Genomic DNA, 15,625 nt, shown 5'->3' on the forward strand with positions numbered 1-15,625 from the left:
TGATAAATCTAAACATATGAGGATATAGCACGATGAAAGCCATGATTTTAGCTGCGGGGAAGGGCACTCGCGTTCGGCCACTGACTTATGATTTACCCAAGCCGATGATTCCGGTGCTGGGCAAGCCGGTGATGGCTTATCTGGTGGAGCACCTGGCATTGCATGGGGTGGCGGATATTATGGTCAATGTCAGTTATCTGCACAAAAAGATTCAGGATTACTTTGAGGATGGTCATCGTTTTGGCGTGAATATCGGCTACTCGTTTGAGGGGGATATTGTGGATGGCCAGGTGGTGCCGCATGCAGTGGGCTCAGCCGGTGGCATGCGCAAGATTCAGGACTTTAGCGGCTTTTTTGATGAAACGACGATTGTGTTGTGCGGGGATGCGATTATTGACCTGGACATTACGAGTGCGGTGAAAGAGCACAAGGAGAAAGGCGCACTGGCGAGCCTGGTGACCATGCAGGTGCCCATGGACAAGGTATCTGGCTATGGCGTGGTGGTAACCAACAATGAAGGGCGCATTATTTCGTTTCAGGAGAAGCCTAGCCAGCTGGAGGCGCGCTCTAACTGGGCGAGTACCGGCATTTATATTTTCGAGCCGGAGGTGCTGGACTTGATCCCTTCTGGCAGCGAGTTCGATATTGGCTCGGACTTGTTTCCGTTGTTGGTGCAAAAAGGCTTGCCGTTTTACGCGATTCAGCATCCGTTTAACTGGATTGATATTGGCGTGGTGACCGATTACTGGCTGGTGATGCAGCAAATGATGCAAGGCTTCTTCCCGTCGATGCCGATTCCGGGCACGCAGGTGAAACCGGGTGTATGGGTGGGCCTCAATGTGCATATTGACTGGGAGCGCACGCAGATTGAGGGGCCGGTATATATTGGTTCTGGTAGCCGGATTGATAAAAATACCCGCATTGTTGGCCCAACCTGGATTAACTCGGGTTGCCATATCCAGCGCGACAGTACGGTCATCCGCTCCATTTTGTTTGATTACACCCGCATTGCGCAGGGCTATGAAATTGTTGAGCGCATCGTCTGTGGCGAGTATTGCGTAGACCGTAATGGCCGCATGGTGCATATGGATGATGATAGCTGCGACATTATCTGGACTGATGCACGGGAAAAAGTGGTGTATCCGCAAAACTACGCTTATGCGAGGTTGTAATTTCAGCGCGGTTTGATTTTACATGACTAGTCCGTTTTCATTTGATTGACATTTAACTGTCAAGGATTTGTCATGCATGATGCCTATGCTTTTCTCACTTTATGAGGAGAGTATACACATGAAAAAAATGACTTTAATGATTGGCTTGCTAGTGGGCAGCATGGGCGTGGCTGAGGCTGCAACCAGTTATCAGATTAGCAAAGAGTGGACCTTTAGCCATAGTGGGAGTGGTTATTTGTCTGAAATTCCGGCATTTGATGCCATGACCAATACTTTATGGGTCGCAGGCGTCAAAGGCGTAGATGTTTTGAATGCGGCTACAGGCAGCCTGGTGCAGCATATTGACACCAGTAGCTTCGGTAACATCAATAGCGTCAGTATCAGCAATGGCATGGCGGCATTTGCCATCGAAAACAGTGCACGTACTCAACCGGGGATCGTGCAGTTATATAACACCACAACCAGAAGCCTTGCATCTGGGACTAACACATTTACGGTCGGTGCATTGCCAGATATGCTGACTTTTACGCCGGATGGCAGCAAGATTTTGGTTGCCAATGAAGGGACGCCAGATGTGTATGGCACACGTAAAGGCAGCACGGTGCCACGCGTATTCAATCCGGCAGCCAATGATCCAGTCGGTAGCGTGACTATTATTGATGTAACCAAGCGTACTGTGGCTGCCACTGCCACGTTGTCTGGAGTGCCTACTTCAGGTAGCCATATTCGCAATAATACTGGCATGGATTATGAGCCTGAGTATATTGCCGTCAGTGCAGATGGCAGCAAGGCTTACGTGACCCTTCAAGAGGCGAATGCCATCGGCATTTTGGACATGAACACCAATTCATTTACCCAGGTGGTTGGCTTGGGTGCCAAAGACTTCAGCCTGCCGGGCAACAGCATAGACCCGCTTAACAATGGTAGCGTTAATTTTATTAGCGCCAACGTAAAAGGGTTGTACATGCCTGACGGGATCGCGACTTACAACGTTGCTGGCAAGGACTACTTGGTGACTGCGAACGAAGGTGATTTCCGTGAGGATGACGGTGATCGTTCTAATGCCAGTTCATTAGGCGCGACTGGGGATTTGGCCAATATCCGCGTATCAAACACCGATTCATCTGCAGGCGATCTGTACGCCGCGGGTGCGCGTTCTTTCAGCATCCGTAATGCCGATGGTAGTCTGGTTTACGACAGTGGCGATATCCTTGATAAAGAAGCTTTTGCACGTGGGATTTATGATGACGCCCGTAGCCGCGACAAAGGGGTTGAGCCAGAAGGTGTGGACTTGTTTACCCTGGGTGGCCGTACCATCGCTGCTATCGGTTTGGAGCGAACCCTGAAAGGGGCCGTAGCACTGTTTGATATCACTGATCCTACCAAAGTCAGCTTTATTGATATGATTGTCTCAGACGGCGACAAAGCGCCAGAAGGCTTGGTTGCGTTTGAAAAAGCCGGACAGATTTTCCTGGCGTTCTCGAATGAAAGCTCCAACACCACTTCCTTGTTCAAGGTCAGTGCTGTCCCTGAACCCGGCTCCGCAGCGATGCTGGGGATGGGGTTGCTCTCATTGGCGATGTTGCGTCGTCGACAAAAGTAGTACGGTTTTATCTGTGCTAATGTCAGCCGGGTCTGGGAATCAGCCCGGCTGTTTGTTTTGCATGGCAGTAAATACCGGTGCGCGTTTCCTGTCTGGCGGTTCTGCGCTATAATCACGTGGAAAATTTTTCTAACGCAACGGGATGCAGATATGTCGGGTTACAATCAGAGTTCAAGCATTAAAGAGTTAATTATTGCCATTCCAGGCGCCATTATTGCTTTCACATTGCTGGTTTCGCTGCTGGCATATCTTTTTGGCGTGCTTGGTGCCGAAAAAGCAGCCCCAAGCAAAGAAGCGGCTGAAGCAGCAGAGCAAAAAGTGCTGGCCAATATTGCCCCGGTTGCGACAGTGGCCGTGGCTGAAGCAGGTGGCGCGCACGTTGAAAAGAGCGGTGAAGAGATTGTTAAAGGCGTGTGTATCGCTTGCCACGGTGTGGGTGCCTTGGGTGCGCCAAAAATCGGTAATGCCGGTGACTGGGGTCCACGTATTGCACAAGGCTATGAAACCTTGGTAAAACATGCCATCGAAGGGATTCGTAGCATGCCAGCGCGCGGCGGTAACGCAGAGTTGACTGACCACGAAGTCGCGGATGCGGTGGCCTATATGGCGAATCAGGCAGGGGCCAAATTTGATCCTGCCAGCTTGAAAAAATAAACAGCAATATTGCGATAAGCCGCTTGAATCTCAAGCGGCTTTTTTATTGGTCAGGGCGCTTCTACACCTTCAAATCGCTAAGCCAGGCAAGGCGCGCATGAAAAAATTTGATGCTGCATATAGTTGATATGGCAGGAGAAATTTCTTGATGAGCAACGCCGTATCGCGACCGAAGTTGAGTGTGTAGCAGTGCCCGTAAATCGATTTCAGATAGGTGCATAGCCATGGCGAGATACGCGATTGGCGACCTGCAAGGTTGCTATCATTCTTTTATGCAGTTGCTGGCAAAGCTAAACTTTGCGCCTGGGCGCGACCAGTTGTGGCTGGTTGGCGATTTGATCAACCGCGGCACGGGATCACTACCGGTATTGCGCTGGTTATATGCGCATCGCGAGCATATCAAGGTGGTGCTGGGTAACCATGATTTGCATGCCATTGCCGTCGCACACGCCGTGCGGCCACCGCATCGCTTTGACACTTTAGCGCCTTTATTGGCAGCCGAGGATGGCGAAGCGTTATTGCACTGGTTGCGGCATCAACCATTGATGGTGCTGGAAGACGACTATGCCATGATACATGCCGGCTTGTATCCGCAGTGGTCGTTGCCGCAAGCGAGGGCGCTGGCTGCCGAGGTTGAGGCGGTATTGCAATCGCCCGACTATCTGGGCTTTTTGCAACAGATGTACGGTAATCAGCCTGCCGCCTGGCACGCGGACTTGACCGGCATGGACCGCTTGCGGGCGATTACCAATGCGCTGACCCGCATGCGTGTGGTGGATGCGGCCGGCGCGATGGAGTTTGCGTTTAAAGGCGAACTGTCTGAGCTACCGGCCGGGTATCTGCCCTGGTTTCAGGCGGCCGGTCGCCAGTCCGCCCAGGCCAAGCAGCCCATCCTGTGTGGGCACTGGTCGGCGTTGGGCCTGTATCAAGCGCATGGCGTGATCGCGCTGGACACCGGTTGTTTATGGGGGCGAGAACTGACGGCATACGCCCTGGACACTGGCGAGGCGACGCAGGTGGCACTGGATCCGCGTGATCAGCCGCCAGGCCTGGGTGGCGATTAGCACAGGGGACGCGGGTGGAACTCTGGTGGGTGATCCTGGCCGCTTTTGGGGCGGGCGTGGTGGATGCCATGGTGGGCGGCGGTGGGCTGGTGACCGTCCCCGCTTTGCTAACCAGCTTTCCGAATACCGCGCCGGTGTTGTTGCTTGGCACCAATAAATGTTCCAGTGTGTTTGGCACCAGTGTTGCCGCCTGGCGCTATAGTCGGCATGTGCGTCTGGATTGGGCCTGGTTAGTCCCTGCAACGCTGGCTGCATTTTTAGGCGCCTGCCTGGGCGCGTGGACCTTGACCTGGGTCGCGCCAGATTTTTTGCGCAAGCTATTGCCAGCGGTGTTGTTGCTGGTGTTGGTGTATACGCTCAAGTTTCCGCAGTTTGGGGTCGAACAGGGGGCCCAGGGCCACAGCGTGCGGCAGCGATGGATAATTGCGTTGGCCATTGGGGTCAGCATCGGCTGGTATGACGGTTTCTTTGGACCAGGCACCGGCAGCTTTTTTATTTTTATGCTGGTGCGTTTTCTCGGGCAGGATTTTTTGCATGCTTCTGCCTCTGCCAAAGTGTTAAATGCCAGTACGAATCTGGCAACGTTAGCGGTGCTGGGCTGGAGCGGTGCAGTCTGGTGGCAACTGGGCTTGGCCATGGCGGCCGCCAATATCGCAGGCAGCCTGTTAGGCAGTGCACTGGCGCTAAAGCATGGAACCACGCTGGTGCGCCGGGTGTTTGTGGCAGTTGTGACGCTTTTGCTGCTTAAAACGGCCTGGCAGGCATATGTCTAACGATGGGCTGAGCCATCACAGTCAGGCTTGCTTTTGCACCGCTGGTTCGCTGACGGTTTCAGGCACGGTCGCCCAGGGTAAGCGCGCCATGATTTCATTTCTTGCCTGGCTGGCCAGCGTTTGCCGGTCCAGCAGGCGCGCCTCTATCGGCGCACAAAAATGCAAATGCACTTTGGGTGACTGCATGTTCAGAAAAGACAGCATGGATTCGATCATGCTGGTTTCACCGGCATACGCTGCCGCCAGGTTAGGGCTGCCGTCAGGCATGGGATAGTGGATCGCAATCGGGATCACCGTCGCCTCTGCATCAATCGCGGCCTGAATCAGGCTACTTTTAAACGGTAATACTTGCTGTCCATCGGTGGTGGTGCCTTCGGGAAACACGCACAGATTGTCCCCCAGTTTCATCGCCTGCGTGACTACTTTCAGCACGCGTGCCGCATCACGTTGGCGTGTCCGGTTAATAAAAATGGTGCCAGACTTTTTGACCAGATAGCCAAACACTGGCCAATCCTTGATTTCGACTTTTGCGACAAAACGCACTGGAATCAGGCTGTTCAAGGCATGGATATCTGACCAGGAAATATGGTTGGCAACAAACAGCACATGCTTGGACTGCGGCGCCGGGCGTACGCCGCTCACCGATAACTGCAGGTTAAAACAGCGCAATAGTTTGGCACACCACCAGCGAATCAGCTGCTCGCGGCCACGACGGCCACACACAGGCAACACGAGTGTTGCCAATGTGAGTCCGGTGAGTGTGTGGAGAAAGATGCGGGCGGTGCGCCAGCAGAAGGTAAGAAAATTTGTTTTTGGCAAGTTATTTCAAGAAATGCGCAGCATATCTGGGATTGATTCTGGATAAAGGTAACAATACCAGCATATCGGCCGTATTAAAAGCCGGATCCCAGGCAGGTTCGCCACAAATATAAGCCCCCAGGCGCAAATAGCCTTTCACCAATGGTGGGCAGGTCACTTCGAGTGACTGATCCAGGGCCTCGATCGGCAATGGATGGTGCGGAAACACACGATATTCCGCGGGAGACAGATAGTCTTCGCGCAGGCTGTTGAACAGCGAGGCAGCGGTGTGGCCGCCATCGTGCATGGAAATGCTGGCGCAACCAATCATGTATTCATACTGGCGGGCCATCATGTATTTGGCCAGGCCTGCCCACAACATGGTGATGGTGCCACCGGTGCGATAATCGGCATGCACACAGGCACGGCCCACTTCTACCATCCGGTCAGACAAGGGGGCCAGACGGCTCAAATCAAACTCTCCGGCAGAGTAGTAACCGCCTGCCAGCATGGCCTGCATCGGGTTCAGGATGCGGTAAGTGCCCACCACTTGCTGCGTGGTATCATCGCGGACCAGCAAGTGATCGCAAAAGGCATCGAAGCCGTCTACATCAAGGCCATTCTGGCTCTTGATCTGCGCGCCCATTTCTTCAGCAAACACCTGATAGCGCAAGCGTTGCGCTTCCATGATTTCTTCTGCGGTTGTTGCCAGAGCAACACTCAGCGTTGAGTTGACTTTACGGTTGTTCTCGGTAGTTGGCTGAATTTCGGCTTGATATAGGCCATGTTCCTGCAAATTGCGTTCTAACATCACGCGACTCCTTGGTTGAGGTTTAGGGTGATATTAGAAGTGTCACATGAATGATTGGTGACGTTCACATGACAATTCTGTGACGTTGACTATCGTGGTGGACGTGCCCCATGCACTAATAAAAAGAGCAGCCTAGGCTGCTCTTTTTAATCACCACACCCCAGAAGGTGATGGTTGCCATGCGGCGCTTAACACCAGCTTCTGTTAGTGGGAAACGCGTGAGGTGCCGCCGTTTTCAACGATGCGTACACGGTCGCCCGCATTAAACTGTTCGTCCGCTTCCTGCACGATGGCCACCAGGCCGCCACCATCCAGTTTGACGGTGATTTCCAATGCGTTTTTGCGGGTGACGGCTTCTTCGGCGGCTGAACCAGCCAGGCCACCGGCGACGGCACCAATGACAGCTGCAATCGCGCTGCCGCGACCACCGCCCACTGAGCTGCCAGCAATCCCACCAATTGCCCCCCCTGCAATCGTGCCGACAGGGGACTTGGTACCTTCAAGTTTGACGGCACGCACGCTTTCCACTACCCCGGTTTTCACCGTTTGTGCTCTGCGTGCTTCATCACGCGAATACACACTACCAGAGTTAGAGCTCGCGCACGCGGCCAGAATGCCGGTGACCAATACGACAGCAAGCCATTGCAATACACGTGTTTTCATTTTTTTCTCCAATATTGAACAAGCTTCTTTTAATGGGTAGCCTGGCCCAGACTAGGATCCTCTTTCAGGGCATCCTGTACCAGGGCGTGACTGTAAATGTTTTCAATCTCGGCCCGGCTCGGCTGATGATTTTGCCCGCCACGGCTCGCAATCTTGATCGCGCCCATGGTAGACGCCAGCCGGCCACAGGCTTTCCAGTCCCAGCCACGCACAATGCCATACAACAGGCCAGCACGGTAAGCATCGCCACACCCTGTTGGGTCTACGACCTTATCTGCTTTAACGCACGGAATGTCATGGCGTTGACCGTCAGCATAAATATGCGAGCCCTCGCTACCCAAAGTCACAATCAAGGCTTTGACCTTGGCCGCCAGTTGTTCCAGACTGAGCCCTGTTTTGTCTTGGATGACTTGTGACTCGTAATCGTTCACTGCCAGATAGTCAGCCATTTCAATAAAGTGCATGAGCTCTTCGCCATTAAACATCGGCAAGCCCTGGCCTGGATCAAACATGAAGGGAATCCCGGCCTCATGACACTCTTTTGCGTGCTGGAACATGGCATCGCGACCATCTGGGGCAATGATGGCCAAGGCAATATCTTTGGCGTCGTTCACGCTGTTGGTATGCGCATATTGCATGGCCCCGGGGTGAAACGCGGTAATCTGGTTATCATCCATGTCGGTGGTGATAAATGCTTGAGCAGTGTAGGTGCCGGCAATCGCCTTGATGTGCTGCGTATCAATATGATGCTGGTTCAGCCATGCCTCATAGGAGGCAAAGTCATCCCCGGTTGTCGCCATGATCTGCGGCTGGCCTTCGAGTAATTGCAGGTTGTAGGCAATATTGCCCGCGGTGCCGCCAAATTCGCGGCGCATTTCAGGGACCAGAAATGCCACGCTCAGTTTATGAATTTTGTCTGCCAGAATATGATTTTTAAACTGGTCAGGGAACACCATGATGGTGTCGTAGGCGAGTGAGCCGCAAATAAGAATTTTCATGAAGTGAATACGGGGTTGGATAAAAGTAGGGCTATTATTGCTGTGCGCCAGCAGTGTGGCAAGTGTTACGAGCGGCTAAGAGTGGTCAGGACTGCTTGATGGCCAGATCAATCAGCGTTTTGGCAGCCTTTTTGGCAGACTTGATCGCGCCTGAGCCGCGTTTGATTTGCTCGGCCTGTACGGCACCTTCAAATAGAATGGAGAGTTGCAGCGCCAGGCCTTCGGCATCTTTGATATTGGCTTCTTGTGCCAGCTTGGTAATAAATTGCCTGAATTCACGGGACTGTTGCGAAGACAGCTGATGAATCCGGTTTTCTTCATTGGGGAATTCGGCGGAAGCCTTGATAAAAGCGATCCCGGTGAACGAGGGGGAAGTCACCCACTCTTCAATAAATTCAAACAGTTTTTGGATTTTTTCATTTGGGCTGCCACCAAGACCGCCCAGTTTTTCATTCATCCAGTCCTGAAAGTCCTGATGGCTCTGTTGCAACACGGCCAGGATCAGTTCTTCCTTGTTTTCAAAATACTTATAAAGCGTCATTTTGGTGGTGCCTGCGACAGCCACAATCGTGTCTACCCCCGTGGAATTAATGCCACGGGTCTGGAACAGATCCGTCGATACCTGCAAAATTTTTTGCTTAAGCGCATTCATGCCTAAAATTATAACACCCTATACAAGTTTGTATACCCCCAGAACTTTCAGCCAGGGAACAAATCCTATTGTTTGACTTTGCTTGTCGTGTTAAATATACTATACCGTATAGTATACATTTATGGTCAATTTATTTACAATGTACTTCATCTACAACAAGGAGAAAATCATGCGTCAATTATTATTAGCTAGCCTGTTCGCCCTCTCAAGCACGGCATTTGCGGCCGAGCCACTGTATGTCGTTAAATCTGTGGAGCTGAATCAGCCGGTAGACGTGGTCTGGAAAAAAGTCTCTGACTTTGGCGATTTGGGTGCCTGGCATCCAGCCGTTGCCAAAACCGAGATCGTTTCGGGTAAAAATAACAGCGTGGGCGCCAAGCGCGTGCTGACGCTCAAGGATGGCGGCAAAGTGAATGAAACACTGACTGCTTACAATCCAAAACAGAAAAGCTATGGCTACAAAATCACTGATGGCGTGTTGCCTGTGAATGACTACGCATCTACCGTCAGTGTGCATAGCAATGGGGATGGCAAGTCTGTGGTGGTGTGGGAAAGTCATTTCTTGCCAAAAGCGCCTGCAGATGAAAAAGCAGCCTCTGACGCGATCAAAGGCGTTTACGATGGTGGTTTGAATCAGCTTAAAACTCTGTTCCAATAAATCAGCGTTTGCTGTAAAAAAAAGCCGTCACGAGCAGTGGCGGCTTTTTTGTTGTGCAATGACGGCCTGTTTTATTGTCAGGCAGTCTACTGTCTGGAGTTGGCCATCAGTTTGGGCGTGTAATTGCACTGCACCTGATCAAGCAGCTGGTTGACCAGTACTTGTTCGTCGCGGTTGGTTGTGACGTGACCATTGATGATGTTTTCGATGTAAACGCTTTTCAAGCGTTCTGGCAGTTGAATCGCTTCGATCAGTCGGCAATCGCCATGTTTCATGGTTTCGAGGCGGCTGTAAATGGCTGCGGTTTCGGTGGGACTGGCCTCGAATGATAACGGGCGGGGCGGAGGCTGATGCACCGCTGCGGTCTGGAGGCTGGGCGCGGATTCGAGCTGCATATGCCAGTAATAACCGCCCACGACGCCACAGACCAAGGTGACCGCCACCACGCCATAGTTGCGGATGGCCAGCCAGTCGATTTGCAGTTTGGTTTGCTCGTCGATAAGTGCTTTTGCTGCCTGTTTTGCATGTTGCAGGGCGCTGGATTGTCTGTGTGCCAGCTTTTCCTGACAGGCGCTGAGTGCCATGAAATATAACTGGTTAGCGAGCATGTCAGGCAGGCGCGCGCCTGCCAGTTGTGCCTGTGTGCTCAGGTATGCCTGCAGTCGCCCAGGCTGGGTAGATGTTGTCGCGGGCGTGGTTTGCACCTCTGCGAGCGGGCTGGAGAGCAAGTCATCCAGAATGTTGAATAAGCCTAGCAGCTTGTGCGCGGCCTGCTTGCCGGACTTGTCCAGCATGGTTATCAGCCAATCTGATTGTAATAATGCGTGCAACATACCGGCTTAAAATGGCTTGACGACCACCAGAATCACCACGGCGAACAGGATCAGCACCGGGACTTCATTAAACCAGCGAAACCAGACATGACTACGCTTGTTTTGCTGCGCAAGAAATTGTTTAAGGAGTTTGCCGCAATAGTGATGGTAGCCAATCAGCAGGATGACCAGGGTCAGTTTGGCATGCATCCAGCCGCCAGTGATGCCGTAACCCAGCCATAACCATAAGCCAAATGCGAGCGCCAGCAGCATGAGGGGCTGCATGAAGCGGTAGAGTTTTTGCGCCATGAGCAGCAAGCGCGCATAGGCGTGAGTTTCAGTTTCCATCGCCAGGTTGACGTAGATACGGGGCAGGTAAAACAGGCCGGCGAACCAACTGGTGACAAAAATAATATGTAGCGCTTTGACCCACAACATTTAGCTGGCTTTCTGATTCAGGAGTTTGCGTAATTCGGCAAAGTTGAGTTCGCCTATGGTTTTCTGGATGCGGTTGCCGTTGCCGTCAAAGATAAAGGTGGTCGGGGTCAGGTTGACATTACCAAACGCCTTGACCATTTCGCCGTAACCGTCATGCATGACGGCAAACGGCAGCGCTTTTTCCTTGGTGTAATTGAGCACTTGCGCAGGCGGGTCGTAGGGCATCGCCACGGCAATCACCACCAGGTTTTTGTCTTTGTATTGCTGGTAAGTGTGGATGAGGTCAGGCATCTCCTTGATGCAGCCCGGGCAGTCTGTCGCCCAGAAATTGACCAGCACCGTTTTGCCGCGCAGGCTTTGCATGCTGATTTTCTGGCCATCCAGCGTGGTGAAGGTGACTTCTGGTGCCTGCGGTTTTTGCATGACAGCAAATACCAGGCCTGCGATGAGCGCCAATGCAACTATTGCTACGCCCCATGTTCTGAATATTGATTTCAACTTAGCCTCTTAAGAAACGGATGACTCAAAAATGCACGCTAAAAACCATAGGCCGTGTAACGTGTTTGTGCTGTATACGACATGGTATAATTGACTTTTGTTTTTGATAAATTATCAATGAACGCACCTGTCAACGCAGATTTGTTAAAGCGCAATTCTACCCCTCTCGCACGATTACGCGAAATTCCGTACAACTATACCTCCTTCTCTGACCGCGAAATCGTCATCCGGTTTCTCGGCGAAGAAATCTGGGAAATCCTCAATGTGCTGCGCGCCGAGCGTAAAACAGGCCGCAGTGCGCGCATGCTGTTTGAGGTGTTGGGCGATTTGTGGGTGGTGTCACGCAACCCTTATCTGCAAGATGACCTGCTGGAAAACCCCAAGCGTCGCAAGGCCTTGATCGAGGCGCTATATCATCGTATTTCTGCCATTCAAGAACGTAGCGGTGGCAATGAAAAAGTACAAAAACTGGTGTCTGCCGCGACCAAAGCGGTAGAGAAGTTTGCCGATGATTTCAAGCAAACGGCCGAGTTACGCAAAAAAGCCCTGGCCAAACTGACCAAGTACACTCGCAAAGACAATGTGCAGTTTGATGGCTTGGCGCGTGTCTCACATGTGACAGACGCCACCGACTGGCGCGTCGAATATCCATTTGTGGTGATCAACCCGGATACTGAAGCCGAGATATCTTATCTGGTGCGCGCCTGTATCGAATTGGGTCTGACCATTATTCCACGTGGGGGCGGAACGGGTTACACGGGCGGCGCGGTACCGTTGACGCCATTGTCTGCAGTCATCAACACCGAAAAACTGGACCAACACACAGGTGTGCAAATGCGCACCTTGCCCGGCGTCTCCCGTCAGGTGGCTACGATTGAGTGCGGCGCGGGCGTAGTGACCCGTCGCGCCATGGATGCGGCCACTGCTGCCGGCCTGGAATTCGCCTGCGACCCGACCTCTGCCGATGCCTGTTGCATTGGCGGTAACGTCGCCATGAACGCCGGTGGTAAAAAAGCCGTGCTGTGGGGGACCGCGCTGGATAACCTCGCCTCATGGCGCATGGTGACGCCAGATGCGACCTGGCTGGAAGTGGAGCGTCTGGATCACAACCTGGGCAAAATTCACGATATTGACATGGCGCGCTTTAAAATCAGCCGCTACGACATCGACCATAAAAACCTGCTGTCCGAGCCTGAGATTCTTGAAATTCCGGGACCGAGCTTCCGTAAGGTCGGCCTGGGTAAAGACGTGACCGACAAGTTTCTGTCCGGTTTGCCTGGTGTGCAAAAAGAGGGTTGTGACGGCCTGATTACCTCTGCGACCTTTATTTTGCACCGCATGCCCAAACATGTACGCACCATTGCGCTGGAGTTTTTTGGCAATGTGTCGCATGCCGTGCCCGCGATTGTCGAGATCAAGGATTATCTGGACGCTACTGCCAAGCAAGACCCGTCGGTGATCATGGCCGGTCTGGAGCACATGGATGAGCGTTATGTGAAAGCCGTGGGCTATGCGACCAAGGCTGCGCGTCAGCAACGGCCGAAAATGGTGTTGTTGTGCGATATCGCGTCTGATGATGAAAACGCCGTCGGTGAAGTGGCTTCTGCCGTAGTGCGCATGTGTAATGCCCGTAACGGTGAAGGCTTTATTGCCGTCTCGGCCGAGGCCCGTAAAAAATTCTGGCTGGACCGTTCACGCACGGCGGCAATTGCGCGCCATACCAACGCCTTCAAGATTAACGAAGACGTGGTGATTCCATTGCCGCGCCTGGGCGAATACTCCGACGGCATTGAGCGTATCAATATCGAGCTGTCTATCAATAACAAGCTGCGTCTGGTGGATGCGCTGGAAGCCTTTGTCGCTGGCGACCTGCCTTTGCAGCCGGATGAAGACGGCAACTCCGACCCCGAAGGTGTCAAATCCAAACAAAACATTGCCCTGCAGTTGTTGCGTGATGTGCGTGCCAAATGGCGCCTGATTTTGAATACCCTGGACGAGCCCGTGTCTGTGCTGGGCGAGATGGGCAAGGCCTATGCCCAATATGAAAACGTGTTCCGCGCCGTGCAGTCTTACGATTTGCGCGTTTCCTGGAAGCGTGAACTCAAGCGGCCAATGGCGGATATTTTTGCTGGCCGTGAATACCAGAAGATTCTGGACAAGCTGGATGAGATTCAGAAAACCGTGTTGAAGAGCCGCGTGTTTATCGCGCTGCACATGCACGCTGGTGACGGTAACGTGCATACCAATATCCCGGTTAACTCTGACGACTACGGCATGATGCAAGACGCCCACGCCGCTGTTGCGCGTGTGATGGCCCTGGCACGTAGCCTCAATGGCGTGATTTCTGGCGAGCATGGGATCGGTATCACCAAGATGGAGTTCCTGGATCAGGCCACCATTGATACCTTTGCTGCTTACAAAGCCAAGGTAGACCCCGAAGGCCGTTTCAACAAAGGCAAACTCATGATGGGTTCCGGGCTGGAAAACGCCTATACCCCCAGCTTTGGTTTGCTCGAGCAAGAGTCCATCATCATGGAGCAGTCTGCCATAGGCGAGATTGCCGATGATATTTCTGACTGCTTGCGTTGCGGCAAGTGTAAGCCCGTGTGTTCTACCCACGTGCCACGCGCCAATTTGCTGTATTCCCCACGTAACAAGATTCTCGGCACCTCCTTGCTGATCGAGGCCTTCTTGTACGAAGAGCAAACCCGTCGCGGCATTTCGCTCAAGCACTTTGACGAGTTCAACGATGTGGCTGACCATTGTACGGTCTGCCACCGTTGTGAAAAACCTTGCCCGGTCAATATTGACTTTGGTGATGTGTCCGTCAAGATGCGTAACTTCCTGCGCGAGCAAGGCAAGAAGAAATTCAACCCTGGCACGGCTGCGGGTATGCTGTATCTGAATGCCAAAGATCCGGCCACCATCAAGTTCTTGCGTGCAACCATGATAGGCATGGGCTACAAGGCGATTAATATTGCTAACAGCCTGGCCAAGAAATTTGGCCTGCTCAAGGACAAAAAAGCACCACCGGCGACGGTAGGCAAGCCAGAGATCAAGGCGCAGGTGATTCACTTCATCAACCGGCCGATGCCGAAGAAAATGCAGTCCAAGACCTCACGTGCCATGCTGGGCGTGGAAGATGACACCATGATTCCGGTCATCCGCAACCCGCAAAAGGTGAATGAGGATTCGGAAGCCGTGTTCTACTTCCCGGGCTGCGGTTCCGAGCGCCTGTTCTCTAACGTCGGCCTGGCGACTCAAGCCATGTTGTACGAGGTGGGCGCGATTACGGTCTTGCCGCCAGGCTACCTGTGCTGCGGTTATCCGCAAACGGCGTCAGGCAACCACGACAAGGGTCAGGAAATTACGGCGGACAACCGCGTGCTGTTCCACCGTGTCGCCAACACCTTGAACTACCTGGATATCAAGACCGTGATTGTGTCTTGCGGCACCTGTATGGATCAGTTGCAGAAATACGAGTTCGAGAAGATTTTCCCGGGCTGCCGTCTGCTCGACATCCACGAGTACCTGATGGAAAAAGACATGCGCCTGCAAAGCGTGACCGGTACGCGTTATATGTATCATGACCCATGCCACTCGCCGATGAAGACGTACAAGCCATTGGAAGTCACCAACAAGCTGATGGGCACCGAGGTGGCGTTGAATGACCGCTGCTGCGGTGAGTCCGGCACTTTTGCTGCGGCGCGTCCTGACATTGCTACCCAGGTCAAATTCCGCAAACAGGAAGAGCTGGAAAAAGGCATGGAGAAAATGGGCTTGACCGTAGGCGCCCCCGAGCAGCCAGTCAAAATCCTGACGTCTTGCCCTAGCTGCCTGCAAGGTCTGTCACGCTATGGCGATGACACTGGCATTGAAGCTGACTACATTGTGGTGGAAATGGCCAAGCACGTGCTGGGTGAAAACTGGATGGAAAATTACATCCAGAAGGCCAATAACGGTGGCATTGAGAAAGTATTGCTGTAAACCCGCAAACCCCGCGCAAGCGGGGTTTGTTCAAGTGGCGGCGT

The 15,625-nt window shown here is 52.9% G+C and carries 15 protein-coding genes; 7 read left to right on the forward strand and 8 right to left on the reverse strand.

The window, feature by feature from the left end:
- The first annotated feature begins 32 nt into the window (after positions 1–32).
- From GOC95_RS08810 to GOC95_RS08830, 5 genes are all read left to right on the forward strand, one after another.
- Complete coding sequence (locus GOC95_RS08810) at positions 33–1,172, forward strand: NDP-sugar synthase (RefSeq protein WP_275356729.1); 1,140 nt, start codon at positions 33–35, stop codon at positions 1,170–1,172.
- A 118-nt stretch (positions 1,173–1,290) separates the two neighbouring features.
- Positions 1,291–2,775, forward strand: coding sequence for a choice-of-anchor I family protein (locus tag GOC95_RS08815; protein WP_275356730.1), 1,485 nt, complete (start codon positions 1,291–1,293; stop codon positions 2,773–2,775).
- 150 nt (positions 2,776–2,925) lie between these two features.
- Positions 2,926–3,429, forward strand: a complete 504-nt coding sequence (locus GOC95_RS08820; RefSeq protein ID WP_275356731.1) for a c-type cytochrome — start codon at positions 2,926–2,928, stop codon at positions 3,427–3,429.
- 224 nt (positions 3,430–3,653) lie between these two features.
- Positions 3,654–4,493: a symmetrical bis(5'-nucleosyl)-tetraphosphatase gene (locus GOC95_RS08825; RefSeq protein ID WP_275356732.1), complete on the forward strand. Its 840-nt coding sequence runs from the start codon at positions 3,654–3,656 to the stop codon at positions 4,491–4,493.
- A 14-nt stretch (positions 4,494–4,507) separates the two neighbouring features.
- Positions 4,508–5,266: a TSUP family transporter gene (locus GOC95_RS08830; protein WP_275356733.1), complete on the forward strand. Its 759-nt coding sequence runs from the start codon at positions 4,508–4,510 to the stop codon at positions 5,264–5,266.
- A gap of 21 nt (positions 5,267–5,287) precedes the next feature.
- On the opposite strand, the gene GOC95_RS08835 is transcribed toward GOC95_RS08830, so the two are convergent.
- The 5 genes from GOC95_RS08835 to GOC95_RS08855 form a co-directional block, all read right to left on the reverse strand.
- A complete protein-coding gene (locus GOC95_RS08835; protein WP_275356734.1) occupies positions 5,288–6,010 on the reverse strand; it encodes a lysophospholipid acyltransferase family protein in 723 nt (240 codons plus the stop codon).
- Positions 6,011–6,086: 76 nt separating this feature from the next.
- Complete coding sequence (locus GOC95_RS08840; RefSeq protein ID WP_275356735.1) at positions 6,087–6,875, reverse strand: GNAT family N-acyltransferase; 789 nt, start codon at positions 6,873–6,875, stop codon at positions 6,087–6,089.
- Between the two features lie 204 nt (positions 6,876–7,079).
- Positions 7,080–7,538 (reverse strand): glycine zipper 2TM domain-containing protein, encoded by a 459-nt coding sequence (locus tag GOC95_RS08845; RefSeq protein ID WP_194749444.1) that lies wholly within the window; start codon positions 7,536–7,538, stop codon positions 7,080–7,082.
- Between the two features lie 29 nt (positions 7,539–7,567).
- The gene (locus GOC95_RS08850) at positions 7,568–8,536 is read right to left on the reverse strand and encodes a carbohydrate kinase family protein (protein ID WP_275356736.1); all 969 of its coding nucleotides are present in this window, start codon (positions 8,534–8,536) and stop codon (positions 7,568–7,570) included.
- An 85-nt stretch (positions 8,537–8,621) separates the two neighbouring features.
- A complete protein-coding gene (locus tag GOC95_RS08855; protein ID WP_194749446.1) occupies positions 8,622–9,188 on the reverse strand; it encodes a TetR/AcrR family transcriptional regulator in 567 nt (188 codons plus the stop codon).
- A gap of 169 nt (positions 9,189–9,357) precedes the next feature.
- On the opposite strand from GOC95_RS08855, the gene GOC95_RS08860 reads away from it, so the two are divergent.
- Complete coding sequence (locus GOC95_RS08860; protein WP_194749447.1) at positions 9,358–9,846, forward strand: SRPBCC family protein; 489 nt, start codon at positions 9,358–9,360, stop codon at positions 9,844–9,846.
- 86 nt (positions 9,847–9,932) lie between these two features.
- Here the strand turns inward: GOC95_RS08860 and GOC95_RS08865 are convergent, their stop codons facing one another.
- Genes GOC95_RS08865 through GOC95_RS08875 form a run of 3 tightly spaced genes read right to left on the reverse strand, consistent with a single transcriptional unit; the run spans position 9,933 to position 11,594 of the window.
- A complete protein-coding gene (locus GOC95_RS08865; protein WP_275356737.1) occupies positions 9,933–10,679 on the reverse strand; it encodes a hypothetical protein in 747 nt (248 codons plus the stop codon).
- Positions 10,680–10,685: 6 nt separating this feature from the next.
- Positions 10,686–11,096, reverse strand: a complete 411-nt coding sequence (locus GOC95_RS08870) for a CopD family protein (RefSeq protein ID WP_194749449.1) — start codon at positions 11,094–11,096, stop codon at positions 10,686–10,688.
- Complete coding sequence (locus tag GOC95_RS08875; protein ID WP_275356738.1) at positions 11,097–11,594, reverse strand: TlpA disulfide reductase family protein; 498 nt, start codon at positions 11,592–11,594, stop codon at positions 11,097–11,099.
- A 117-nt stretch (positions 11,595–11,711) separates the two neighbouring features.
- Between GOC95_RS08875 and GOC95_RS08880 the strand changes: the two genes are divergently transcribed.
- Positions 11,712–15,581, forward strand: coding sequence for a DUF3683 domain-containing protein (locus GOC95_RS08880; RefSeq protein WP_275356739.1), 3,870 nt, complete (start codon positions 11,712–11,714; stop codon positions 15,579–15,581).
- The last annotated feature ends 44 nt before the right edge of the window (positions 15,582–15,625 follow it).

The organism is Methylophilus sp. YYY-1 (genome assembly GCF_029132825.1).
Taxonomy (GTDB): Bacteria; Pseudomonadota; Gammaproteobacteria; order Burkholderiales; family Methylophilaceae; genus Methylophilus; species Methylophilus glucosoxydans.

Bases quoted from the DNA above. Each gene is read 5' to 3' on its own strand.
- GOC95_RS08820 (WP_275356731.1), top strand. From the start codon at position 2,926: ATGTCGGGTTACAATCAGAGTTCAAGCATTAAAGAGTTAATTATTGCC.
- GOC95_RS08850 (WP_275356736.1), bottom strand. From the start codon at position 8,536: ATGAAAATTCTTATTTGCGGCTCACTCGCCTACGACACCATCATGGTG.
- GOC95_RS08855 (WP_194749446.1), bottom strand. From the start codon at position 9,188: ATGAATGCGCTTAAGCAAAAAATTTTGCAGGTATCGACGGATCTGTTC.
- GOC95_RS08825 (WP_275356732.1), top strand. From the start codon at position 3,654: ATGGCGAGATACGCGATTGGCGACCTGCAAGGTTGCTATCATTCTTTT.
- GOC95_RS08810 (WP_275356729.1), top strand. From the start codon at position 33: ATGAAAGCCATGATTTTAGCTGCGGGGAAGGGCACTCGCGTTCGGCCA.
- GOC95_RS08865 (WP_275356737.1), bottom strand. From the start codon at position 10,679: ATGTTGCACGCATTATTACAATCAGATTGGCTGATAACCATGCTGGAC.
- GOC95_RS08840 (WP_275356735.1), bottom strand. From the start codon at position 6,875: ATGTTAGAACGCAATTTGCAGGAACATGGCCTATATCAAGCCGAAATT.
- GOC95_RS08845 (WP_194749444.1), bottom strand. From the start codon at position 7,538: ATGAAAACACGTGTATTGCAATGGCTTGCTGTCGTATTGGTCACCGGC.
- GOC95_RS08815 (WP_275356730.1), top strand. From the start codon at position 1,291: ATGAAAAAAATGACTTTAATGATTGGCTTGCTAGTGGGCAGCATGGGC.
- GOC95_RS08870 (WP_194749449.1), bottom strand. From the start codon at position 11,096: ATGTTGTGGGTCAAAGCGCTACATATTATTTTTGTCACCAGTTGGTTC.
- GOC95_RS08880 (WP_275356739.1), top strand. From the start codon at position 11,712: ATGAACGCACCTGTCAACGCAGATTTGTTAAAGCGCAATTCTACCCCT.
- GOC95_RS08860 (WP_194749447.1), top strand. From the start codon at position 9,358: ATGCGTCAATTATTATTAGCTAGCCTGTTCGCCCTCTCAAGCACGGCA.